The organism is Komagataeibacter diospyri, assembly GCF_043995075.1.
GTDB lineage: Bacteria > Pseudomonadota > Alphaproteobacteria > Acetobacterales > Acetobacteraceae > Komagataeibacter > Komagataeibacter diospyri.
Map to the genome: position 1 here is coordinate 1117671 of NZ_CP171836.1, position 23615 is coordinate 1141285.

General features: G+C 63.2%; 20 protein-coding genes. 11 read left to right on the forward strand and 9 right to left on the reverse strand.

Annotated features, from left to right (window positions below; genetic code table 11):
* Positions 1 to 123: 123 nt before the first annotated feature.
* A complete protein-coding gene (locus ACE2AA_RS05145; RefSeq protein ID WP_395371556.1) occupies positions 124 to 2013 on the reverse strand; it encodes a hypothetical protein in 1890 nt (629 codons plus the stop codon).
* 38 nt (positions 2014 to 2051) lie between these two features.
* A complete protein-coding gene (locus ACE2AA_RS05150) occupies positions 2052 to 3017 on the reverse strand; it encodes a mitochondrial fission ELM1 family protein (protein WP_141300063.1) in 966 nt (321 codons plus the stop codon).
* Positions 3018 to 3128: 111 nt separating this feature from the next.
* Here ACE2AA_RS05150 and ACE2AA_RS05155 point away from each other — a divergent pair, with 111 nt between their 5' ends.
* Positions 3129 to 4232 carry a DEAD/DEAH box helicase gene (locus ACE2AA_RS05155; RefSeq protein WP_395372135.1) on the forward strand — a complete coding sequence of 368 codons (1104 nt, stop codon included), beginning with the start codon at positions 3129 to 3131 and terminating at the stop codon, positions 4230 to 4232.
* A gap of 160 nt (positions 4233 to 4392) precedes the next feature.
* Complete coding sequence (locus ACE2AA_RS05160; RefSeq protein ID WP_395371558.1) at positions 4393 to 5430, forward strand: succinylglutamate desuccinylase/aspartoacylase family protein; 1038 nt, start codon at positions 4393 to 4395, stop codon at positions 5428 to 5430.
* Positions 5431 to 5455: 25 nt separating this feature from the next.
* On the opposite strand, the gene glyA is transcribed toward ACE2AA_RS05160, so the two are convergent.
* Positions 5456 to 6745 (reverse strand): serine hydroxymethyltransferase, encoded by a 1290-nt coding sequence (gene glyA / locus ACE2AA_RS05165; protein WP_305778618.1) that lies wholly within the window; start codon positions 6743 to 6745, stop codon positions 5456 to 5458.
* A gap of 201 nt (positions 6746 to 6946) precedes the next feature.
* Here glyA and ACE2AA_RS05170 point away from each other — a divergent pair, with 201 nt between their 5' ends.
* From ACE2AA_RS05170 to ACE2AA_RS05180, 3 genes are all read left to right on the forward strand, one after another.
* Positions 6947 to 8416, forward strand: a complete 1470-nt coding sequence (locus ACE2AA_RS05170) for an amino acid permease (RefSeq protein WP_395371559.1) — start codon at positions 6947 to 6949, stop codon at positions 8414 to 8416.
* Positions 8417 to 8502: 86 nt separating this feature from the next.
* A complete protein-coding gene (gene hemB, locus ACE2AA_RS05175; RefSeq protein WP_141260169.1) occupies positions 8503 to 9495 on the forward strand; it encodes a porphobilinogen synthase in 993 nt (330 codons plus the stop codon).
* Between the two features lie 140 nt (positions 9496 to 9635).
* Complete coding sequence (locus ACE2AA_RS05180; protein WP_395371560.1) at positions 9636 to 10418, forward strand: arginyltransferase; 783 nt, start codon at positions 9636 to 9638, stop codon at positions 10416 to 10418.
* Between the two features lie 4 nt (positions 10419 to 10422).
* On the opposite strand, the gene parC is transcribed toward ACE2AA_RS05180, so the two are convergent.
* From parC to rpsB, 4 genes are all read right to left on the reverse strand, one after another.
* Positions 10423 to 12639, reverse strand: coding sequence for a DNA topoisomerase IV subunit A (gene parC, locus ACE2AA_RS05185; protein WP_395371561.1), 2217 nt, complete (start codon positions 12637 to 12639; stop codon positions 10423 to 10425).
* Positions 12640 to 12700: 61 nt separating this feature from the next.
* Positions 12701 to 13492 (reverse strand): DNA repair protein RecO, encoded by a 792-nt coding sequence (gene recO / locus ACE2AA_RS05190; RefSeq protein WP_395371562.1) that lies wholly within the window; start codon positions 13490 to 13492, stop codon positions 12701 to 12703.
* Between the two features lie 49 nt (positions 13493 to 13541).
* Entirely contained in the window at positions 13542 to 14447 is a 906-nt protein-coding gene (gene tsf / locus ACE2AA_RS05195) for a translation elongation factor Ts (protein WP_141260173.1), read from the reverse strand.
* A gap of 109 nt (positions 14448 to 14556) precedes the next feature.
* Positions 14557 to 15342 carry a 30S ribosomal protein S2 gene (gene rpsB / locus ACE2AA_RS05200; RefSeq protein WP_061271752.1) on the reverse strand — a complete coding sequence of 262 codons (786 nt, stop codon included), beginning with the start codon at positions 15340 to 15342 and terminating at the stop codon, positions 14557 to 14559.
* A gap of 275 nt (positions 15343 to 15617) precedes the next feature.
* Here rpsB and ACE2AA_RS05205 point away from each other — a divergent pair, with 275 nt between their 5' ends.
* A complete protein-coding gene (locus ACE2AA_RS05205) occupies positions 15618 to 16049 on the forward strand; it encodes an OsmC family protein (RefSeq protein ID WP_141260174.1) in 432 nt (143 codons plus the stop codon).
* 120 nt (positions 16050 to 16169) lie between these two features.
* On the opposite strand, the gene aroC is transcribed toward ACE2AA_RS05205, so the two are convergent.
* Both aroC and fabI read right to left on the reverse strand, forming a co-directional pair.
* Positions 16170 to 17261, reverse strand: coding sequence for a chorismate synthase (gene aroC, locus ACE2AA_RS05210; RefSeq protein WP_141260175.1), 1092 nt, complete (start codon positions 17259 to 17261; stop codon positions 16170 to 16172).
* Between the two features lie 19 nt (positions 17262 to 17280).
* The gene (gene fabI, locus ACE2AA_RS05215) at positions 17281 to 18120 is read right to left on the reverse strand and encodes an enoyl-ACP reductase FabI (protein ID WP_141260176.1); all 840 of its coding nucleotides are present in this window, start codon (positions 18118 to 18120) and stop codon (positions 17281 to 17283) included.
* Positions 18121 to 18329: 209 nt separating this feature from the next.
* Here fabI and pdxH point away from each other — a divergent pair, with 209 nt between their 5' ends.
* From pdxH to cysC, 5 genes are all read left to right on the forward strand, one after another.
* Complete coding sequence (gene pdxH, locus ACE2AA_RS05220; RefSeq protein ID WP_141260177.1) at positions 18330 to 18935, forward strand: pyridoxamine 5'-phosphate oxidase; 606 nt, start codon at positions 18330 to 18332, stop codon at positions 18933 to 18935.
* Between the two features lie 130 nt (positions 18936 to 19065).
* Positions 19066 to 19911 carry a universal stress protein gene (locus ACE2AA_RS05225; RefSeq protein WP_141260222.1) on the forward strand — a complete coding sequence of 282 codons (846 nt, stop codon included), beginning with the start codon at positions 19066 to 19068 and terminating at the stop codon, positions 19909 to 19911.
* Between the two features lie 168 nt (positions 19912 to 20079).
* Positions 20080 to 20772, forward strand: a complete 693-nt coding sequence (locus ACE2AA_RS05230; protein WP_141260178.1) for a phosphoadenylyl-sulfate reductase — start codon at positions 20080 to 20082, stop codon at positions 20770 to 20772.
* Positions 20773 to 20852: 80 nt separating this feature from the next.
* On the forward strand, positions 20853 to 21647 hold the full coding sequence (cysD, locus tag ACE2AA_RS05235) for a sulfate adenylyltransferase subunit CysD (protein ID WP_395371567.1): 795 nt from the start codon (positions 20853 to 20855) through the stop codon (positions 21645 to 21647).
* Between the two features lie 25 nt (positions 21648 to 21672).
* Positions 21673 to 23559, forward strand: a complete 1887-nt coding sequence (gene cysC / locus ACE2AA_RS05240) for an adenylyl-sulfate kinase (RefSeq protein WP_141260180.1) — start codon at positions 21673 to 21675, stop codon at positions 23557 to 23559.
* The last annotated feature ends 56 nt before the right edge of the window (positions 23560 to 23615 follow it).

Sequence of the window (23615 nt, forward strand, 5' to 3'; positions counted from 1 at the left end):
GTCAGTTCGCCATGGCAGGCGGATCATCCTCTACTGGCCCGATCCGTGCAGCATGGCACGGATTTTGGCAACCGGCCTGCCGCCCGCATTGTCATATGGAACCGGGCAGGCCGTATGTCAGGGTCAGAACCCGAACATATGGTCGATTGAAAACCGTCCCTCCCCCTCCGCCATACGACCGTGATAGCCAAACAGGCGGCAGGTGGTGTCACGGATGATGACATAGGCACCCTCTCCTGCACGCACCAGCGTGGACAGGCCAAAGACACGGTGGGGCCATATCTCACGCGAGCCGGACATGGGAATGGCAATTTTTTCGTGTGCGATTACCGTACCATCGGCCGCGTGCAGGTACAGCGACGTATCCGAATACGCGCGCCATGTCGCCGAAACGGGATAGATAAGCCTGCAGAAACTGAACGGCTCACATCCCGCCGCCGTCAGGAACAGCCGCGTGCTCAGCCCCGGGGGGGAGCCGACATAGGACTGCGGCTCCCCCTTATAGGTCATGACCGTATTGAATATGTGCGACCCGAAACTGGTTTCTGATGCGTGACCGGTCTGCCTGTCCTCATAACGGATCAGGGCATGCAGCCAGCCATCCGCCTGCCCGCCGTCACGGAAATCGTACAGCAGTTCCCCATGACCCGAACCGGTTGCAAGCGCACTGACATCCAGCGCTACCGCATGGTCACGAGGCAGGCAGCCCATGAAGCGCGACGGGCCAGCCGTCCCCTCTGCATCGAAACAGTCCACCCTTACCGGCAGGCTGGTCAGGCTTTCCGCCATGGGTGATGGCAGCAGCAGCGTACGGTAACGCACGGGATCGGGCACCGGGAACGGCAGCAGATAGCCCCGGCCAAAGAAACGCGGGTCCAGCCGTGCAATGCCCGGATCGGGCTGCAGGTCGGCGCGCTGCACGTTCAGGTGGGCGATGCGTGTGCGGTTGTGCTGCGTGATTTCATAACGGGAGCGCACGACATGACCACCGGCACGGAATTCGATCTGTTCAGGCCATGACAGCCCGGGAAAGACGTCGCGCATATGCACGGCCATGGTCTGGTACGGGGCCAGTTCGGACAGGATGGGTATGTGTGTATCCTGCCCCATGCGGTTAAGCGTCATGCTGCCGGACGGAATGGGCAGGGCATGGCTGTTCTGGACCCACAGGACCACGTCCTCCCCCTCCGCCGGGGCAGGCAGGTTGGCATAACGGTTGGCGGGCCAGGCATTGGCGTCGTGGGTGACCGACAGGCTGGCGTTGGTGCCATCCCCACGTATCTCCAGCGCGTATTTGACCACGTCGTGGCCTGCTATGCCCTGCGCATGGATGAACAGTTGCCCGGTAAACTCCGGCAGGCCGAACCGACTGCGGATATCGGCGCTATCGATGATGATGGCCTGACCATCGCCCGGCACATCGTAATTCCATGTCTTCAGCACCTGCCCGTCGTGATCGAACAGCCGCAGCCACAGCCGCACGGCCCGCGCGCCATAACGTGCCCAGTAATTGGCGGTGACCAGACGGGTGGACAGGGCCGCCGTATCCCGGAAAAAGGCAAGATTGGTGGCGAAGTTCAGCCGGTCCAGATAGTCATGCCCGACCGATAGCATATGCCGGGGCAGGCGTACCGCCTCCAGCGTATGCAGCGCGCCGCCTTCGGGCAGCAGCCGGGACAGACGGCTTTCCATGACGGCATGGTTGAAATCCAGCGCCCAGACGGTCTTTACCCCACCCTGCGCCATATCCACCACCGGCCGCAGGGCCATGCCCGCACGCGACTGCCCGACCTTCAGCGAATCATGGGTGTACACCCCTGCCACCGTAATGGGTGCAGGCAGCAGCGCCATGACGGTTTCCACCATGTCATGCGGATCATAGATCGCAACCGGTCCCGCATCGTGCAGGGACCGGGAAAGGATGGCGAGCTTTTCCGCAGCCAGCGGATGGGTCAGGGCCTTGTAGGCCATATTGCCGCCTGAACGCGGGTCAAAAGTCCGGATACCTAGCATGTGCCTGTTTTATTCCACTTCTGGCGCAAGCGGGAGAATTATTGTTGTACCACCGCTGCAAGTCCCAGATAATGCCGTACAGCTTCCGCCGCCATGACGGTATCATCCAATGGTGTGACAGGCCATGTTTCCAGCCGCCCGGCAAAGGGCCGGATACGACCGGCCTGTGTCAGGTCATGCAGGAAATGCCCGATCCGCCGCGACCGGCCCGGCAGGCTGGCGACCATGACCGGGGCGGATGTCGCCACGGCTTCAGAAATCATGGAAACGCTGTCCATGGTCACGACAACCACATCAGCACAGGCGAGCAGGCCCATATATGGATTGGGTCCGGTCTGGTCCCATACCCACGCATCCGGCCCGGCCAGGGCGCGCTGCAGTGCACCGCATACTTCCGGGTCCGTCCGGCGCGATGGCGTCAGCGCAATGCCCACCCGGTCACGCCGCATCATGGCGGCCAACTGTGTGGCAAGGGCAGCCCCCTCCGCCCGCCCCAGACGGAAGCGACCATTTCCCCCACCAACCAGAACGGCAACCAGCGGGCGCGGGAGATGGGCCAGGAACGGCGCCCATTCCCGCCGTGCCTGATCCAGCAGCGCGGGCGTCACCCCATGCAGCGCCGTGCGCGTCAGGACGACATTGGGGCCGGAAATCCGGTCATGGCGATTGGCGATGACCAGATCGAAGCGGGCGGGCGACAGGCGCGGGTTCTGCACCTGTATCACGCGCGCGCCATGCCTGCGCAGCGCGGCACCTACGGCCCCCCCGCTGCCGCCGATGCTGATGACCGGATGGTCTCGGTAATCCGGGCCAAGGCCAAGCGGCATGATCGCCCGCAAAGGAGCAGGCCACCATGCGGCGGGAACACGTCGCCATATCCCGCGGGGGACCAGCGCATGCAGGTGGGGATCAAGCCCCGCACGTTGCGCCAGTCCGAAGGTCTGTGAACGCATGCCGGCAAGGTCCGCCGCAATCACGGTGGCGGTAGGAATGGAAGCTGCCATACGTCCATGTGACGGGTCGGGGGCCGGGGCGTCAATGCCCCGCCCCTTTTGTCAATCGCTCAGGCACGCTAAGTGGCTACAATGAGTGAGACAGAACCGACATTTTCCGGCATGGGGCTGGATGGCCGCGTGGTGGCCGCCCTGACACGCATGGGACTGCACCAGCCATCCCAGATCCAGCGCGAAGTCATTCCCCCAGTCATGGCCGGACGGGATGTGGAAGCCCGCGCGGGCACCGGCAGCGGCAAGACGGTGGCCTTTGCCGCCCCCATCCTGTCGACCCTCATGCGGCCGGGTGATGCGGACAATACCCGCGTACGCTGCCTGATCCTGTCGCCCACGCGCGAACTGGCGGGACAGACGGCGGGCGTGCTGCGTGGCCTTGCCCGTGGCAGTGGCCTGCGCATCCTGCAGGCCACTGGCGGCACGGCGCGGGTGGCGCAGGCCAGGACGCTGGGCGAAGGGGTCGCGATCGTGGTCGGCACGCCGGGCCGGGTGATCGATCTGGCTCGTGGCGGCGAGCTGGACCTGTCCGCCGTGGCGCAGTTCGTGCTGGATGAAGCCGACCGCATGCTGGAGCCGGGATTTGCGGAAGAAATGCTGGCCCTTGCCGCCGCCCTGCCAGCGCAGCACCAGACATTGCTGTTTTCCGCCACCATTCCCCCGGCCATGGCCGAACTGGCCGCCCGCCTGCTGCACCGGCCGTTGCGCATCAGCATGGAGGTGGCGGACGCCCCCGCGCCACGCATTGCACAATACGCCATTTTCGTGCCCACCCGCCACAAGGCGGAGGCGACGCTGGCCTGCCTGAAACAGTATGGGATGCAGCGCGTGATGGTGTTCGTGCGCACCCGACAGGAAGCCGATACCATTGCCCGCGGCATAAGCGCGCTGACACCTGCGGTCGCGATCCATGGCGAACATTCACAGGCACGGCGCGAGCGCATGCTGCGCGACTTCCGTCAGGGGCGCGTGGGCGTGCTGGTGGCGACCGATGTCATGGCGCGGGGAATCGACATTGATGACATCGCCCTTGTCATCAACCACGACATCCCCGCACAGCCCGAAGCCTATGTCCACCGCATCGGGCGCACCGCGCGTGCCGGGCGACGCGGCGTGGCCGTCGCCCTGTGCGCACCGGAGGAACGTCAGGCGCTGAAGGAAATCGAACGCCTGACGGGACAGCGCATCCGCATCGCCAGCCTGCCGGAATGACGGATCGGTTCATGCATTTGTCATACGCCCTCCGCCCCCATGGTCTTGCCGTGGAGTAAAGGCTGGATAAACTGGATTTCATGATGAACACCGATGCCATGCAGTCACATATCCCGGCGCATGACGGGACTGGCACGGCCACCGACCGGACCTGCCGGGCATGACACATGGGCCGGATGATTCACCACGCCTGCCTGTACGCGTGGCACGGCCCACCACGTTTCTGGAACGCCTGCCCCCGCCAGTATCCAGCCTGCCACGATGGAAAATCGGCATCACGCCACCCGACCTGTCACCGTGGCTGGCGGGTAACTGCGGCATTCCCGGCGTCATGCATTACGAAGGACGCAGGCCCGGCCCGCATATCGTCTGTGTCAGCCTGATCCATGGCAATGAATTCGCGGGTGCGACCGTGCTCGACCGCCTGCTGCGTCGTCGCGTCCGCCCGCGTGCGGGACGGCTGTCGCTGGTCTTCGCCAACCCCGAGGCCATGCGCCAGTTCGACCCATGCGACCCGGTACGCGCGCGCTGCGTGGACGAGGACATGAACCGTGTCTGGTTCCCCGCCATGCTGGACAGCCGACAGACGTCATATGAACTCGACCGGGCGCGCATCCTGCTGCCGGTCATCCTGACGGCGGACAGGCTGCTGGACCTGCATTCCATGTTGTGGCCGGGGGATCCGCTGGTACTCTCAGGCCTGTCGCCCACAAGCCGGGCCATGGCGCGGCGCGTTCGTGGCGTGGATGTATGCGTGGCCGACCAGGGGCACCGTAGCGGATGCAGGCTGATCGATCATCCACGCTTCAGTAACGGCAGTGCCGCCGCCTGCCTGCTGGAAGCAGGCCAGCACTGGCACGAAGCAACCGTTACACGCACCATGCAGGCGGTCGTATCCCTGATCGGGCCATGCTGTGGCCTGCCCGCCAATGATGGCGTGCTACCGCGACGGGAGATGGTGGTGACGGATGTGATAACGGCGCGGACGGGACTGTTCCGCTTCGTCATGCCCTTTCACAGCGGACATGTCGTGGCTGATGCAGGCACGGTGGTGGCGCATGACGGCGGTGATGAAATCCGCACGCCCTATGACCGGTGCATGCTGGTCATGCCCAACCTGCGTCCCGCCCGTGGTCATACAGCCGTACGGTTCGCCCGCGTGGATACGGGCACGCAACCGCCCGCCCCGGATCAGTAACCGGGACAGGCGGCCATCAGCATGGTCAGGCGTAGATGGGGAAGCGTGCGCACAGCGCCTTGACGCGTTCGTGCACGGCCTGTTCCGTCGTCGCGCAACCTTCCTCCCCAGGGGTTTTGGCAAGGGCAGTCAGCACATCGTCGATCATGCGGCCAACTTCACGGAACTCCTCTTCACCAAAGCCGCGCGCCGTCGCCGCCGGGCTGCCCAGGCGGATGCCCGATGTAACAGCGGGCTTTTCGGGATCGAACGGAATGGCGTTCTTGTTGGCGGTAATGCCCGCGCGTTCCAGCGCACGCTCCGCCGCACGACCCGTCACCCCCTTGGGCCGCAGGTCCACCAGAATCAGGTGGCAGTCCGTACCGCCGGTCACGATGTCAAAGCCGCTCTGAACCAGCGTTTCCGCCAGCACGCGGGCATTGTTTGCCACCGCTTCCTGATAGGTACGGAAGTCGGGACGCAACGCCTCACCAAACGCTACGGCCTTGGCCGCGATCACATGCATGAGCGGACCGCCCTGCAGGCCGGGGAATACGGCGGAGTTGATCTTTTTCGCCAGATCCGCGTCATTGGTCAGGATCAGCCCGCCACGCGGCCCGCGCAGGGTCTTGTGCGTGGTGGACGTCACGACATGCGCGTGTGGCACGGGCGACGGGTACAGGCCAGCCGCGACCAGCCCCGCGAAATGGGCCATGTCCACCATGAGATACGCGCCGACTTCATCCGCAATGGCGCGAAAGCGGGCGAAATCGATGATACGGGGATAGGCGGACCCACCGGCAACGATCAGCTTCGGCTTTTCGGCGCGGGCAAGGCGTTCCATTTCCTCATAATCCAGCAGGCCGTCTTCCTTGCGCACGCCGTACTGGACCGCATTGAACCATTTGCCGGAATAGTTGGGAGCAGCACCGTGGGTCAGGTGCCCACCGGCGGCAAGGCTCATGCCCATGACGGTATCGCCTGGCTTGACCATGGCCATGAAGGCCGCCTGATTGGCATTGGCGCCCGAATGGGGCTGCACGTTGGCGAATTCCGCGCCGAACATTGTCTTGACGCGTTCAATGGCCAGGGTCTCGACCTTGTCCACTTCCACGCAGCCACCATAATAACGGCGACCGGGATAACCTTCGGCGTATTTGTTGGTCAGAACGCTGCCCTGTGCTGCCATGACGGCGGCGGAGACCATGTTCTCGCTGGCAATCAGTTCAATCCCGTCACGCTGACGCACCAGTTCCGCATCGATAATCGCGGCGACATCGGGGTCGGCTTGGGTCAGTGGGGCGCGGAAAAACTGCTTGAGGTCAGTCTGGCTGATGGGGTCCGGCACCGTTATGTCTCTCCATTCATTGGATCACCTGTCATTTCCGGGTAGGCAAACGGACATGACACGTATGGGAACAGGCCTGCTATGTGCGCCATATCGTGGCGTCAAGACAACGCCAAAATTATGGAGACCGGCTGATTTGACCCCTGTTACATTACCTTCCCCCATCCATACCGCCCCGTGCGTTGCAATATGAACACAGGCATTACACGCGCATTGCTGCGTCGGCTGCCCGTTGGCGCGCCAGCCGATGATGCGGGACTGAAACGCGTCCTGGGCGCCGGCAGCCTGGTGGCGCTGGGGGTCGGGGTCACGATCGGGGCGGGCCTGTTCTCGCTGACCGGTGTTGCCGCGGGCAGCAATGCCGGGCCTGCCGTACTCATATCGTTCGTGCTGGCGGCGGTGGCGTGCGCCTTTGCCGGACTGTGTTACGGGGAACTGGCGGGCATGATCCCGGCGGCGGGCAGCGCCTATGTTTATGCCTATGCAGCCCTTGGCGAACTGATGGGCTGGATCATCGGCTGGGATCTCGTGCTGGAATATACGGTGGGGGCGTCCGCCGTATCGGTCAGCTGGGCGCGGTACATGCGCTCCCTGCTGGAGGGATGGGGCATCCACCTTTCACCCCGGCTCACGGCCTCCCCGTTCGAGGTCGTGGGCATGGCAGGTGGCCAGCCCGTCCATGGCATCGCCAATATGCCTGCCGTCTTCATCATCGTGGTGCTGTCCGTGCTGCTCATGCGCGGGATTTCGGAATCCGCGCGGCTGAACGCCGTCATAGTAGCGATCAAGCTTACGGTCATCGCCGCCGTGATCGGCTTCGGGCTGCCTTATATCAGGACCGCGAACTACACCCCCTTCATTCCCCCCAATACCGGCGAGTTCGGGCATTACGGCCTGTCGGGCATACTGCGCGCGGCGGGGACGATCTTCTTCGCCTATCTGGGGTTTGACGCCGTTTCCACCGTGGCGCAGGAAACGCGCAATCCCGGGCGTGACATGCCCATCGGCCTGATGGGCAGCCTTGCGATCTGCACGCTGGTCTATATCGCCTTTTCCTTCGTGCTGACCGGGCTGGTGAATTACCGCGACATGATTGGCGACGCCGCCCCCGTGGCCACCGCCATAGACCACACGCCCTTTGGCTGGCTGCAGGCGGCGGTCAAGATCGGCGTCATATGTGGCTTCCTGTCGGTCATCCTTGTCCTGCTGCTGGGGCAGAGCCGGGTCTTCTTTGCCATGGCGCGCGACGGGCTGCTGCCACCCATGTTCGGACGCACGCATGCGCGTCTGGGCACCCCGGTTGCATGCCACCTGTTCTTCATGGGGGTAACGGGGACGCTGGCCGCCTTCCTGCCGATCGAACAGCTGGCGCACATGACATCGATCGGCACGCTGCTGGCCTTTGTCATCGTATGCGTGGGCGTTATCGTGCTGCGGGTACGTGAACCCGACCGCCCGCGTGCATTCCGGGTGCCCGGCGGAAGCGCAATCCCGGTGGCGGGTATCTTGAGCTGCGGGATCATGATGCTCTCGCTGGACGGGCTGACATGGCTGCGGCTGGTTGTCTGGCTGGCGATCGGGCTGGTTGTGTATGGGCTGTATGGCATACGCCACAGCCGGCTGGGCGCGGTCATACCTGCCATGCGCGGGAAATCCTGAACGCGCGGGACGGATTACCGGATCATAATTTGGCACGGGGCGGCTACGGGATCATAGTCGCCCCTTCCCTGATGGAGTTGGATTGGATGAATATCGGTCAGTTTCCCCAAACAAGGCTGCGCCGTAACCGGCACGACCGGTTCACACGGCGGCTGGTGTCTGAAAACACGCTATCGACCGATAATCTGATCTGGCCGATCTTTGTAACCGAGGGCACGGGTTCGGTCACCGATGTGTCCTCCATGCCCGGCGTGCAGCGCGTCAGCCTCGACCGGCTGGCAGCCCATGTGGAACCTGCGGCAAAGCTGGACATTCCCGCCCTTGCGCTGTTCCCCATCACGCCGGCCAGCCTGCGCGATGAAGCAGGCACGGAAGCAACCAATCCCGACAACCTCATGTGTCGGGCGGCACGCCTGCTGAAAAAGGAATTTCCTGAAATCGGCCTGATCGGTGACGTGGCGCTGGACCCCTATACCAGCCACGGCCATGACGGACTGATCGAAGACGGCTACGTGGTCAATGACCCGTCGGTCGAAATCCTTGTGAAACAGGCCGTGAACCAGGCCGCGGCCGGGATCGACATCATCGCGCCGTCCGACATGATGGACGGGCGCGTCGGGTCCATCCGCACCGCGCTGGACGCGGGCGGACTGGTCAATACCCGCATCATGTCCTACGCCGCCAAATATGCCAGCGCCTTCTACGGCCCGTTCCGTGATGCGCTGGGGTCGGGCGGCCTGCTGACGGGTGACAAGAAGACATACCAGATGGACCCCGCCAATACGGATGAGGCCCTGCGTGAAGTCGCCATGGACCTGAGCGAAGGGGCCGACATGGTGATGGTCAAGCCGGGAATGCCGTATCTGGATGTCATCGCGCGCGTGCGGCAGGAATTCGCGGTGCCGACCTTCGCCTATCAGGTGTCGGGCGAATACGCGATGCTGATGGCTGCAATCCAGAATGGCTGGCTGGACCGTGACCGCGTCATCATGGAAAGCCTGATGGCCTTCCGCCGTGCGGGTGCCAATGGCGTCCTGACCTATTTCGCGCTGGACGCTGCCCGCCTGCTGCGCGCCTGAACGCGACAAAACCACGCGCGCACGACCGGATAGTTGATGCCTGCAACAGGAAGGATATGATAACCGTTCAGGAACCACGGGCAGTCCGTCTTTCCTGTTTACAGGACTGCCGTTTCCTGTTTTCCGGCTGGTGAGAGCGCATGACCTACACATCGCCACGGCATCCACAGCTGTTCTATACGACGGCCCCCATGCCCTGCCCCTATCTGGCGGGACGGATGGAACGCAAGGTCGTGACCGAGATTGGCGGACCGGACGCCGTGCCGTTCCATAACCGCCTGTCACGGGCCGGATTCCGCCGCAGTCACACCATTGCCTATGCCCCGGTCTGCGCGGGCTGCACCGCCTGCACGCCCATACGCGTGCCCGTGGCGCGCTTTACCCCCGGCCGCACTCAGTTGCGCGCCCTGCGCCGCAATGCCGGGCTGCGCGCGCAACGCATCCCCCCTGCCGCCACACCCGAACAGTTCAGCCTGTTCAGTGCGTACCAGTCCACCCGACACGAAGGTGGCGACATGGCGTCCATGACCTTTCCCGATTACCGGGCCATGGTCGAGGATACGCCAATCGAGACCTTCATGATCGAATTCCGCGATGGTGACGGCAGACTGACCTGCGTGGCACTGGTGGACCAGCTGGATGACGGACTGTCCGCCGTCTATGACTTCTATGATCCCGCATTGCAGCAGCGTTCACTGGGTACATTCGCGGTGATGCACCTGATCGAATACACCCGCACGCTTGGCCTGCCCCACCTGTATCTGGGCTACTGGATCAGTGAGAGCCGGAAAATGGCTTACAAGGCCCGTTTCCGCCCAGCCCAGATCATGACCCGCGGCGTTTGGCACGATCTGGACCTGGCGCAATATCAGTCCCATGAAAGCGCCTTCCTGCCGGACGGGCTGTTCCGCCCGGTGGAATAGCCCGTCAGGCGCGCGGTCTGCGCGTGGCCCAGGCCGGTGCCGTTTTGCCCATGTCAGACCGCTTGCCCAGATAATCCTTCAGATCCGCAAAGGAACGCGTACGGGCAGGATCGGGCCACGCGACACCCACATCAGCCGCGAACACGACGGCATCACGCAGGCCGCCATCCTTGTATTTCTGCAAGATTACGCCAAGGCCACGCGTCATTTCCGGCAGCTGATCCAGCGGGAAGACCAGCATGCGCCGGTTCTGGCCGAGTACCAGCACATGGTCGCCTGTAGCTGGCACACAGACCAGAGCGCTTTCGTTATCCTTCAGGTTCAGCACCTGCTTGCCGGTGCGTTTTTCCGCCGTCATGGCCGATTCCGCCACGATCATGCCGCGCCCGGTGCTGGACGCCAGCAGGCGTTTGCGCGTGTCCTCGACGGGGAACATCGTAATGATGTCCTCATCATTGGAGAGGTCGATAATCAGGCGCAGGGGCTGGCCATCACCGCGTCCACGCGGCAGGTCGCCCACACGCAGCGTAAAGGCGCGCCCGTCAGTCGCGAAAACACACAGCCGGTCATTGCTATGGCATTCGACCAACATGCCCAGACCGTCGCCTTCCTTGAATTTCAGGGCTTCAGGGTCCTGCCCGTGGCCACGGACGGTACGGATCCAGCCCTTCTGCGACAGGATAACCGTCAGCGGGTCACGCTCGACCGGCAGGGCGGCTTCGACATCGATCTCAACCGGCGCATCAGCCAGCAGACTGCGCCGCCTGCCCAGGGCACCACTGCCGAAAGTTTTCTGGATATCCCTGATTTCGGATGCAATGCGCTTCCACCGCAACCCTTCCTGTTCCAGCAGGTCGTGCAGGGACTGCTTTTCCGCGCTCAGCCTGGCATGCTCGTCGCGGATTTCCATTTCCTCCAGCCGCCGCAGGCTGCGCAGGCGCATGTTCAGCACCGATTCCGCCTGCAGTTCCGTCAGGTCGAAAGTCGCGATCAGGGCCGTCTTCGCGTCGTCCTCCTCACGGACAATGCGGATCACCTCATCAAGATTGAGATAGACTGCAAGGAACCCGTCAAGGATTTCCAGACGCCGGTTGACCGCCGCCAGCCGGTTGGCGCTACGGCGCTGCAGCACGTCATGACGGTGGTCCAGCCATGCCTGCAGCACATCCTTCAGGCTGCGCACGCCGGGCACCTGATCGGCACCCAGCACGTTCATGTTCAGGCCAAAGCGGCTTTCCAGCTGCGTTGCGCGGAACAGGGTTTCCATCAGCACCGCAGGTTCGATCCCGCGCGACTTGGGTTCCAGCACCAGCCGGATATCGGTTGTGCTTTCATCGCGGATATCGGCCAGAAGGGGCAGCTTCTTCTGTTCCATCAGGTCTGCGACCTGTTCGATCAGGCGGGATTTCTGCACCTGATACGGGATTTCGGTCACCACGATCTGCCATGTGCCAAAACGCCCCTGCTCCACTTCCCATTTCGAGCGGATGCGGAAGGAACCGCGCCCTGTCTCGTAAGCGCGGGCAATAGCGTCGCTGTCTTCCACGATACTGCCGCCGGTGGGGAAATCCGGACCGGGCATGTGTTTCAGCAGTTCGATCGTGGTCATGGCGGGCTTGCGGATCAGGGCAAGGGCGGCTGCACAGATCTCACCCACGTTATGCGGCGGGATGGAGGTCGCCATGCCCACCGCGATCCCCGCTGCCCCGTTGGCCAGCAGGTTGGGGAAAGCAGCAGGCAGGACGACAGGTTCCTGTTCTTCCCCATCATAGGTGGGGCGGAAATCAACGCAGTCCTCACCGATTCCCTCAAGCAGGGCCTTGGCGACTTCGGTCAGGCGGGATTCGGTGTACCGCATGGCGGCGGCGTTATCGCCGTCGATCGAGCCAAAATTGCCCTGCCCTTCCACCAGCGGGTAGCGGACGGCAAAATCCTGGGCCAGCCGCACCAGCGCCTCGTAAACCGAAGCATCGCCATGCGGATGGTATTTACCGATTACGTCACCGACCACGCGGGCGCATTTCTTGAACCCGGCGGACGGGTCCAGCTTGAGCTGCTGCATCGCATAGATCATGCGACGATGCACCGGCTTCAGCCCGTCACGCACATCGGGCAGCGAACGCGACATGATCGTTGACATGGCATAGGCCAGGTAACGTTCACTCAGCGCATCGGCCAGCTTGGTATCTTCAATATGGCCAGCTGTTGTGTCCACAGGCATGCAATCTTCCTCCCGCAGGTGAACAGATAGCGAAACTTTACGCTTTGTCCAATGGTAGTAATCACTCGGTGGTGGCTGTCGCCCCGTCGGGCGACGCATCCGGCGGGGGAATGTCCGCCTCCCGCGCGATCATGTCCAGCAGCCTGCACCGGGCTTCAGGCACGGGACGATGCCGCTGGCCAAAGGCGTCGCGTTGCAGGAAATGCCCTGTCAGCTGCAACCCGTCATACCAGTCCACAGGTGTACCGACCTGATCGGGATGCAGCAAGAAACCGGGCAGCGGCAGCAGGCGGCTGCGCCATTCGCCTGCGCATTCGTCCGATACCGCCCGCCCGGTGCGCGGTGATACCCAGCACAGGTCGTCCCGCCTACCGCCAAGGGCACAGTGTGTCAGGTCCAGGCCGAAGCCAAGTTCGGACAGCAGGAGCAGTTCCCACCGCACGATTTCGGGCATGGCCCCGGCCACCGCCCATTGCGGGTCGAGGCTGATTCGCGCCAGCAGGCTGGCCAGTCCCTGAAAGATGGCGGGATGAGGTTCGCGTTCAGGCAGGCAACCGTCAGCCAGCGCACATAATGATGCCAGCATGGCCAGTGGCAGCGGGGCGTCCAGTATGCGCGCGCTGGAGGCATGGACCGTTTCCGCCGTGATGTTGCCCAGCTGTTCAGGCAGGCGGGCGGTCCAGCGCGCGCGGACAAGATTGCCGGTCTGCCATACCGCCCGGCCCCGGCTGGATGCCCCCCCACGGGCCAGACCATGATACAGGCCGTATTCACCGGTCAGGACATGCGCAATCGCGCTGCCTTCCCCATACGGGGTGGCGGAAAGCACAAGGGCGGGTGCCTCCCATTCCATCAGGAAGTACCCGCCCTTGCGAAAAGAAAACCGGAAACCGGCAACGAAATCAGTTGCCGGCAGCCTTTGCCACTTCAGCGGCAAAGTCGTTTTCTTCCTTTTCGATGCCTTCACCAAGCTGGAAACGGTCGAAGCCGGTCAGCTTGGCGCCTGCCTTTTCCACGATCTTGCGCACGCGGCTTTCGCCATCATGCACCCAGACCTGTTCCAGCAGCACGACTTCTTCATAGAACTTGCGGATACGGCCATCGACCATCTTCTCGATGATCGCGTCGGGCTTGCCCGAAGCCTTGGCCTGCTCCACCAGTACGGCGCGCTCACGCTCAAGCGCCTGCGGGTCGACGCTGTCCACATCCAGCGCAGCCGGACGGGTGGCGGCGACATGCATGCCGATACGGCGGCCGAGGTCTTCCATCGCTTCGCTGGCGGTCGGCGCTTCAACAGCAGCCAGAACGCCGATCTTGCCCAGGCCGGGGCTTACGGCGGAATGCACGTAGGTCGCAACTACGCCCGACGGCACGCTCAGCACGCGCGCGCGGCGGATGGACATGTTTTCGCCAATGGTGGCGATCAGGTGCGTCAGTTCATCGGCAACGGTGCGGCCGCTTTTCAGCACGGCAGCCTTCAGCTTTTCCAGATCGTCGCCAACGCTCAGCGCCGCATGGGCCACTTCGGAAACGAAGTTCTGGAAATGCTCGTTGCGGGCAACGAAGTCGGTCTCGGCGTTGACTTCGACCATGGCGGCCTTCCTGTCAGCCTGCGCCACGCCAACCAGGCCTTCGGCCGTAACGCGGCCAGACTTCTTGGCGGCAGCCGAAAGGCCCTTCTTGCGCAGCCAGTCGATCGCACCTTCGATGTCGCCTTCGGCCTCGTTAAGGGCCTTCTTGCAATCCATCATGCCCGCGCCGGTCTTCTCACGAAGTTCCTTGACGAGGGCTGCGGTAATTTGCGCCATTATCCTGATACTCCTCACGACAGGCGCACGCCCTGCATGACTGCAGGGCGTGTCCTTGCTGTGTCAGTTACGCCGGGTGGCCTGTTTCAGCCTGCCCCGGCGTCCATTTTCATTCCGCGCTTGCGGCGGCTTCCGTCACGGCCGTTTCCACGGCGGGGTCGACCGGCAGTTCCTCGGACGCACCAAAGTCCTCGCCCGACGCACCCAGCTCGGCGGAGATACCGTCGAGGACAGCGGACGAAACCAGTTCGCAATACAGGGCAATGGCGCGGATGGCGTCATCGTTGCCCGGGATCGGGAAGGTTACGCCACGCGGGTCGGAGTTGCTGTCCAGCACGGCCACAACCGGGATACCCAGCTTGTTGGCTTCTTCAACCGCCAGCTTTTCCTTGTTCGTATCGATCACGAACAGGATGTCGGGCAGACCGCCCATTTCCTTGATACCGCCGAGCGAACGCTCCAGCTTCTCACGGTCGCGCGTGATGTCCAGGACTTCCTTCTTGGTCAGGCCCTGGGTGCCGTTTTCCAGCATTTCGTCAATGCCGCGCAGGCGCTTGATCGAACCGGTGATGGTCTTCCAGTTCGTCAGCATGCCGCCCAGCCAGCGGTGGTTGACGTAGTACTGGCCGCAACGCTTGGCAGCTTCGGCCACCTGATCGGCGGCTGCGCGCTTGGTACCAACGAACAGCACGCGGCCACCACCGGCGACGGTATCACGGATCGCCTTGAGCGCACGGTCCAGCATGGGAACGGTCTGCTGCAGGTCGATGATGTGAACCTGGTTGCGCACACCGAACAGGTACGGCGCCATGCGCGGGTTCCAGCGGCGGGTGTGGTGACCGAAGTGCACGCCGGCTTCGAGCAGCTGGCGCATTGTGAATTCAGGCATCGCCATGTCGGCTAAATCCTTGTGTCTGGTTTATCCTCCGTGAAGCACGCCCTGTTTTTCAAGGACACCAGAGGTATTGGCTTCACGTGCGAATTGGCCCCAACGCGGGACCGTGGCGGGATATGGCTGTTTTTAGCGCATATTGCAAGGGCGCAGATGACGCGGGGCGCATCGTGATGCAACTTTTCGCAAGCGGAGTGGTTGCCTCATGCGAGGGATGGCTATCATCCACGGCGGGTGTCATGCCCGCATTGCAACATGAAAACAGGGATCAAGGCGTAATGGCGATCACGAAATTTGCGACGGCACACTGGTCAGGTGGACTGAAGGACGGCAAGGGCGAAATCTCGACCCAGAGCGGATCGCTGAAGAACCAGCCTTACGGCTTCAACACCCGTTTTGAGGACAGGCCCGGCACCAACCCCGAGGAACTTCTGGGCGCCGCCCATGCCGCGTGTTTCGCCATGGCCCTGTCGGGCATTCTTGGTGGCGCGGGCCTGACGGCCACATCACTGGATGCAAAATCCGAAATCGTGCTGGACAAGCAGGGCGAAGGCTTTGCCATCACCCATGCGAAACTGACGCTGGAGGCCGAAATTCCCGGCGCCACCGAAGCACAGTTCAGGGAACTGGCGGAAAAGGCAAAAGCCGGATGCCCGGTCTCGAAACTGTTCAACACAACGGTCACGCTGGACGCGAAGCTGAAAGGCTGAACCAACGGATGGCGCGGGGGTGGAACGGCCACCCCGCGCCAGACCATGGGCACGCTTTGCCGAACGTCCCGTGAGCAGGCTGCAGAGAGCAGGACGGGGCACATGCAGCGACCCGAAATCTTACAGGATCACAGGGTCCTGACAGCCCACCTGTCCCCGATGGCGCAGCAGGTGATCAGCCAGAACGCAGGCCATCATCGCTTCCCCCACCGGTACGGCGCGAATACCAACGCAGGGGTCATGCCGCCCTCTGGTCATGACATCCACGTTCTCCCCTTCACGCGTGACGGAGGGCACGGGGGTCAGGATTGAACTGGTCGGCTTGACCGCGAAACGCGCCACGACCGGCTGCCCGGTGGAAATACCACCCAGCACGCCACCGGCATGATTGGAAGCGAACTGGAGCCTGCCATTTTCCATGCGCATCGGGTCCGCGTTTTCCTCCCCCGTCAGACAGGCAGATGCAAACCCTTCCCCGATTTCGACCCCTTTGACCGCATTGATGCTCATCAAAGCCATGGCAAGGTCGGAATCCAGCTTGCCATAGATCGGCGCGCCCAGCCCCGGCGGCACGCCTTCGGCCATGACCTCGATCACGGCACCGATGGACGATCCCTTCCTGCGGATATCGGCAAGGTAGCCTTCCCATACCGGCAGTATCGCTGCATCCGGACAGAACAGGGGATTGTCATTGACCATGTCCCAGTCCATCCGCGCACGGTCGATGGCATGCGGCCCGACCTGCACCAGCGCACCGCGGATGCTGACCATATCCCCCAGCACCTTGCGCGCCACGGCCCCCGCCGCGACCCGCATGGCCGTTTCCCGCGCCGAGGAACGACCGCCACCGCGATAATCGCGGATGCCGTATTTCATGTCATAGGCGACATCAGCGTGGCCGGGACGGTAACGGGTTGCGATATCGCCATAATCACGCGAACGCTGGTCGGTATTACGTATGACCAGCGAAATCGGGGTGCCGGTCGTCCTGCCCTCAAACACACCGGACAGGATCTCGACCTGATCGGCTTCCTGACGCTGGGTGGTGAATTTCGACTGTCCGGGCCTGCGACGGTCCAGCCAGGGCTGGATATCCGCCACATCCAGCGGGATACGCGGCGGGCAGCCGTCAATCACGCAGCCGATGGCCGGGCCATGGCTTTCGCCCCACGTGGTGACGCGGAACAGATGGCCAAAGGTATTGTACGACATGGGGGCAGGATTCCCGCGATCAGTTACCCGCGACCGTGATATCCGGCGCGGTGGGGTTTTTCATGCCGACAATATGATAGCCGGAATCAACATGGTGAATTTCACCCGTAACGCCACCCGACAGGTCGGACAGCATGTACAGGCCCGCGCCACCCACTTCTTCCAGCGACACGTTACGTTCCAGCGGGGAATTATACTGGTTCCACTTCAGGATATAGCGGAAATCGCCAATGCCATTGGCCGCCAGCGTCATGACCGGCCCCGCTGAAATACCGTTGACGCGGATGCCATCACCACCAAGGTCAACCGCCATGTAACGCACCGAAGCCTCCAGCGCCGCCTTGGCCACACCCATCACGTTGTAATGCGGCATGACGCGCTCGGCCCCCAGATAGGTAAGGGTCAGCAGCGAACCGCCCGGGTTCATGATGGCCGCAGCGCGCCGGGCGACAGCGGTGAAGGAATAGCACGAAATGTCCATCGCCTTGAGAAAGGCGTCGCGCGGGGTATCAACATACCGTCCGCGCAGGAACTGCTTGTCCGCCCAGCCAATGGCGTGGACGAGGAAGTCAATCTTGCCCCATTCCTTCTCGATCGCGGCAAATGTCGCATCCATGGCCGCGTCATCGGTCACGTCACATGGCAGGACCAGCGAAGATCCCACGGTTTCGGCCAGCGGGCGCACGCGCTTGCCCAGCGCCTCGCCCTGGTAGGTAAAGGCAAGCTCGCCCCCCTGCTCGGCCACGGCGCGCGCGATGCCCCATGCGATGGAGCGGTCATTCGCAACACCCATGACAAGGCCCCGCTTGCCTTTCATCAATGAACCCTTGATGGCGATTTTGGGCGCGCCGTCTGACATGCTGGTATCCTTAATGGTAAATGACGGATGAAATTTCGGCCTCGTGGTTGCACAAGCTGCCGTTTTGGACAAGATGCCGATTGCGCTAATTGTAGCCAATAATTGTCACATGGTAACTTACCTTATGTTTCCATATGTTTCGTATCCCTGCCCCGGTCGCGCCCGGTGCAGGCCGGTACCAGGCATGCAGCGTTACGGAACCCCGCCCCATGACCCTTCCCCTGATCGACCTTGATGCCGACCCGTTCGACCTGTTTGACGCATGGATGCGGGACGCCACGGCGCACGAACCCAACGACCCGAACGCCATGGCGCTGGCTACCGCCACGGCTGACGGGCGGCCTTCGGTGCGGATGATCCTGCTCAAGGGCGCGGACCGGCGGGGGTTCGTATTCTATACCAATCTCAACAGCCGCAAGGCCGCCGAACTGAAAGCCAACCCGCACGCCGCCCTGCTGTTCCACTGGAAAAGCATCCGCCGCCAGATCCGCATCGAAGGTGCGGTGGAACCCGTCACTCCAGCCGAGGCCGATACCTATTTCGCCAGCCGCAGCCGGATTTCCCGACTGGGCGCCATCGCATCGGACCAGTCCCGCCCCCTGCCCGACCGCGCGGTGTTCGAGAAGGCGGTGGCCGAACTTGAATCCCGCTATCCCGATCCCGGGGCCGTCATTCCCCGTCCCGCCAACTGGAGCGGTTTTCGCGTCGTGCCACAGCATTTCGAATTCTGGCAGGACCGTCCCTACCGTCTGCATGACCGCGCCGTATGGGACCGGACAGCCGATGGCTGGACGACGGAGCGCCTTTACCCCTGAACTTAACGCCACCTGATCCGTTTTTATTTATTAAGGGGCGTGTCGCACCCGCCAGACGGACCGCGCGCCCCATGAACGGATCAGGAGGCGGGGCATGTGCATACGCAGGATATTGTTGCCATTGGCCGGGATGAGCCATGCGGAAAGCGCGCTGGACGTTGGCGGCGCGATTGCACGCATGTTCGATGCACATCTCGCCGTACTGCATGTGGGCACCGACATGCAGGAAGTCGGGCCGCTGGTAGGTGAAGGCCTGTCGGGCGCCATGGTGCAGGAAATGATCGCATCTGCCCTGAAGGAAAGTGCCGCGCGCCTCAATGGCGTGCGTGGACTGTTTGATGCATTTGTCACCCGCGAACAGATCCCGGTGGTGGCGGTGGACTCCCCCCTTTCGCCGGTGGGCATGCACGGCCTGTCCGCCAGCTTCATTGCCCATAACGGCCATACCCGCAGCGTCGTGTCCTTCCAGGCGCGCCTGTCCGATATCGTGGTCCTGCGCCAGCCCAACCCGGAGGGAGATGTCTCCTCATCCGATACGCTGCATGCCATCCTGTTTGAAAGCGGGCGCGGGGTAATAATCGTGCCGCCCGTGGCCCCGCCGACCATAGGCAGACGCATCTGCATCGGCTGGAACGGCACGTCGGAAGCCGCATCCGCCATCCACCATGCCCTGCCGCTGCTGAAACGGGCGGAAGCCGTGCATATCCTGCACAGCCCCGCCTACCAGCGCCCCGGCCCCGAAGCCCGGCATGTACGGTCATTCCTGTCATTGCATGGCATCATGGCCAATATTCACGAATTCGGTAGTGATTCCCGTCCGGTCGGCGAAGACATGCTGGGCATGGCCCATACGCTGGGCGCGGACACAATGGTCATGGGGGCGTATTCCCACTCCCGCCTGCGTCAGATGATTCTGGGTGGCGTGACCCGTCACATGCTGGAAAACAGCGATATTATCGTTATCATGAGCCGCTGAGGGATACATCCACCGCCATATCCCGCAACATTCGTACCCCCGTCGCGGAATATGCGTATTATTATGTGTAAATGCCAGGCGACGCCTTGATTTTACAAACCGCGGGGATTAGGTGTGGCGGAGAAAAGAACGCCATAGCCTAGTGTAAAATCCGGCCTGGGGGAGATTATGCGCATCAATGCGGACATTATGGCAGAACTGAAGCAGGCGGGAGAAAATGCCTCCGACGTGCTTCGTGTTGCCCTGACGCGGCTGCGCGGACGTATTGCGCTGGTTTCATCCTTCGGGGCCGAATCTGCCGTCATGCTGGCGCTGGCGGCAGAAATTGATCCCGCCGTTCCGGTACTGTTCCTTGAAACGGGCCAGCATTTCCCCGAAACGCTGGCGTACCGGCAGGAACTGGCCCGAGTGCTGGGGCTGCGCGACGTGCGCGACCTGCACCCCGCCCCCCAACAGATCGAACGCCGCGACCCCGAAGGCCAGCTATGGGCTTTTGACCCCGACGCCTGCTGCGCGCTGCGCAAGGTCGAACCGCTGGATGAGGCCATGATCCCCTTTGATGCGTGGATCACGGGCCGCAAGCGTACCCAGGCCGCAACGCGGCAGGGCCTGCCGGTGGTGGAGGACGCGCCCGGCGGCAAGATCAAGATCAACCCGCTGATAAGCTGGACACCGCGTGAACTGGACGCTGAAATGACGCGTCGCAACCTGCCGCGCCACCCGCTGACGCTGCGGGGCTATCCCTCCATCGGGTGCGCACCGTGCACGCGTCCCGTGGCCGAAGGCGAGGATCCCCGCCAGGGTCGATGGGCCGGGCAGAGCAAGACGGAATGTGGTATCCATGTCCGCAAGGCATCCTGAGGCGGGCGCCGCCGCACCGGCCGGGCTGAGGCCGCCAGTTTCCTTTGTTTTCTTTCCTGTTACGGAAGGTCTGTAATTCCATGGACGATCTCGACCAACTAGAGGCCCAGAGCATCTTCATCCTGCGTGAAGCCTACCGGAAGCTGAAGCCGCTGGCGATGCTGTGGTCGCTGGGCAAGGATTCCAACGTCATGCTGTGGCTGGCGCGCAAGGCGTTCCTTGGCAACGTGCCGTTCCCGGTCATGCATGTTGATACCGGCAAGAAATTCCCGGAAATGTACAGGTTCCGCGATGAATATAGCAAGAAATGGAACCTTGAACTGCTGCTGGGTGACTGCCCCCCGGTGGAAGACATCGATCCCACCCTGCCGCCTGCCGCACGTTCCGCCGCGCGCAAGACCGCGGGTCTTGCCGCGATGATCGACAAGTACAAGCTGGCAGGCGTGATCGCGGGCATCCGCCGTGATGAGCAGGCCACCCGTGCCAAGGAACGCGTGTTCAGCCCCCGAGGTGCAGGCCACAAGTGGGACGTACGAAACCAGCCGCCCGAATTCTGGGACCAGTACGCCACCCCTCACGAACTCGGCATGCATGTGCGCGTCCATCCCCTGCTGTCATGGCGCGAGATTGATATCTGGCGCTATATCGAGCGTGAGGGCATCCCGCTGGTTGACCTGTATTTCGCGAAGGATGGCAAGCGCTACCGCTCGCTGGGGGACCAGGACATCACCAGCCCGGTCGAAAGCAACGCGACCACCGTGGCCGAAGTGATTGCGGAACTGGAAACGTCGCGCACGTCCGAACGCGCGGGACGTGCCATGGATCATGAATCCGAGGACGCGTTCGAACGCCTGCGCGTGGCCGGCTACCTCTGATCGGACAGGACGGAGTTATATTACAATGAGTACAATCCCGACCCCTGCCCCGCAGGACGCCGCCACCCCCATCGTGATCGTGGGCCATGTCGACCATGGCAAGTCCACCCTGATCGGTCGCCTGCTGTATGATACCGACAGCCTGCCCGAAGGGCGTGTCGCGCAGATCATTGAATCCAGCAAGAAGCGCGGGCTGACGGTTGAATGGAGCTTCCTGCTCGACAGCCTGCAGATCGAGCGCGACCAGGGTGTTACCGTTGATTCCACCCGTATCCCCTTCCGGCTGGGCACGCGCCAGTTCGTGATCGTGGATGCGCCGGGCCACCGCCAGTTCCTGCGCAACATGATCACCGGTGCGGCCGATGCGGAAGCCGCAGTACTGGTGGTTGATGCGAACGAAGGCGCGCAGGAACAGACCCGCCGCCATGCCATGCTGCTGCGCCTGATCGGTATCCGCCATGTCATCGTGCTGATGAACAAGGTCGATATCCTCGACTACGACCAGAAGAAGATCGAAGCGGCCGAGCGCGACATCACCGCCCTGCTGCACCAGCTGGAAATCGAGCCGACCGTGTTCGTCCCCGCTTCCGCGCGTGAAGGCGACAACATGGCGTCGCGTTCGGACAAGATGCCGTGGTACAAGGGCCCGACCCTGACCGAGGCACTGGCCGCGGTCCCCGCCCCGTCGTCGCGCGCCGACCTGCCGCTGCGCCTGCCGGTACAGGATGTCTACCGCTTCGATACCAAGCGCATTGTCGTAGGCCGTATCGAACGTGGCCGCATCCGCGTTGGGGATGAGGTGGTGATTGGCGTGCATGGCGCGCGTGCCCGCATCGCCACCATCGAAAGCTGGCACACGGCGCCGCAGGTAGCCGCGATTGCAGGCCAGTCCGTGGCCGTGACGCTGGAACCCGATGTCATTCCCGACCGTGGCGACTTCCTGTATCCCGCATCCGCGGCACCGCTGCGTGCGGCGCGCATCCGCACGCGCCTGTTCTGGCTGCGTCAGGAACCGCTGCGCGTGGGCGAAAGCTTCAAGCTGCGTCTTGCCACGGCGGAACATCAGGTCACGGTGGCGGCCATTGATTCCGTGGTGCGCCTGGAAGACCTGACCGAACACCCTGCCGAGGAAGTGCCGCCCGAGGGCTTTGCCGAAATCACGCTGGCGGTGTCCGAAACCATGCTGTTCGATGCGTTCGTGCCTGGTACGTCGGACGGGCGTGGCGTGCTGGTGGACCGCAACCAGCAGATCGTCGGTGGCGCGCCGCTGATCGGGGTTGCCGAGAGTGTCGCGGGCCGCAACGCCATCCACCCGACCGGCAGCGCCGTGTCGGTATGGGACCGTGCGCAGGCGAAGGGCCATCGTGGTGGCGTGTTCTGGATGACCGGCCTGCCGGGCGCGGGCAAGAGCACGCTGGCGCGCGGTGCGGAAACGCGCCTGTTCTCACGCGGGGTCGATGTGTCGGTTCTGGATGGGGACACGCTGCGCGCGGGCCTGTGTTCGGACCTCGGCTTTTCGGAAGCGGACCGTCGTGAAAACGTGCGCCGAGCCGCGGCCGTGGCCCGCATCCTTGCGGAAAGCGGACAGGTTGTGATCGTCGCCCTGATTTCGCCCACCATTGCAGACCGCGAACTGGCACGCCAGATCGTGGGTGAAGGTTTCCATGAAATCTTCATCGACACGCCGCAGGCCACGTGTGAACAGCGTGATCCCAAGGGCCTGTATGCCGCTGCGCGCGCGGGCAAGATCGAAGGCTTCACCGGCATCGACGCACCGTATGAAGCACCCGTGAAGCCCGACCTGCGGCTGGAAACGGCCCATGCGTCGAGCGATGAGACCGCAGCGCGCCTCGCCGCCTTCATTGGCGAGGAAACCCGCCTTGACGGGGCGACCCGGCGCCAGAAGTCCTGATACCAGCGGGGTCAGGCCGCCAGCCGTGGCCGCCTGACCCCACACAGGACCGGATT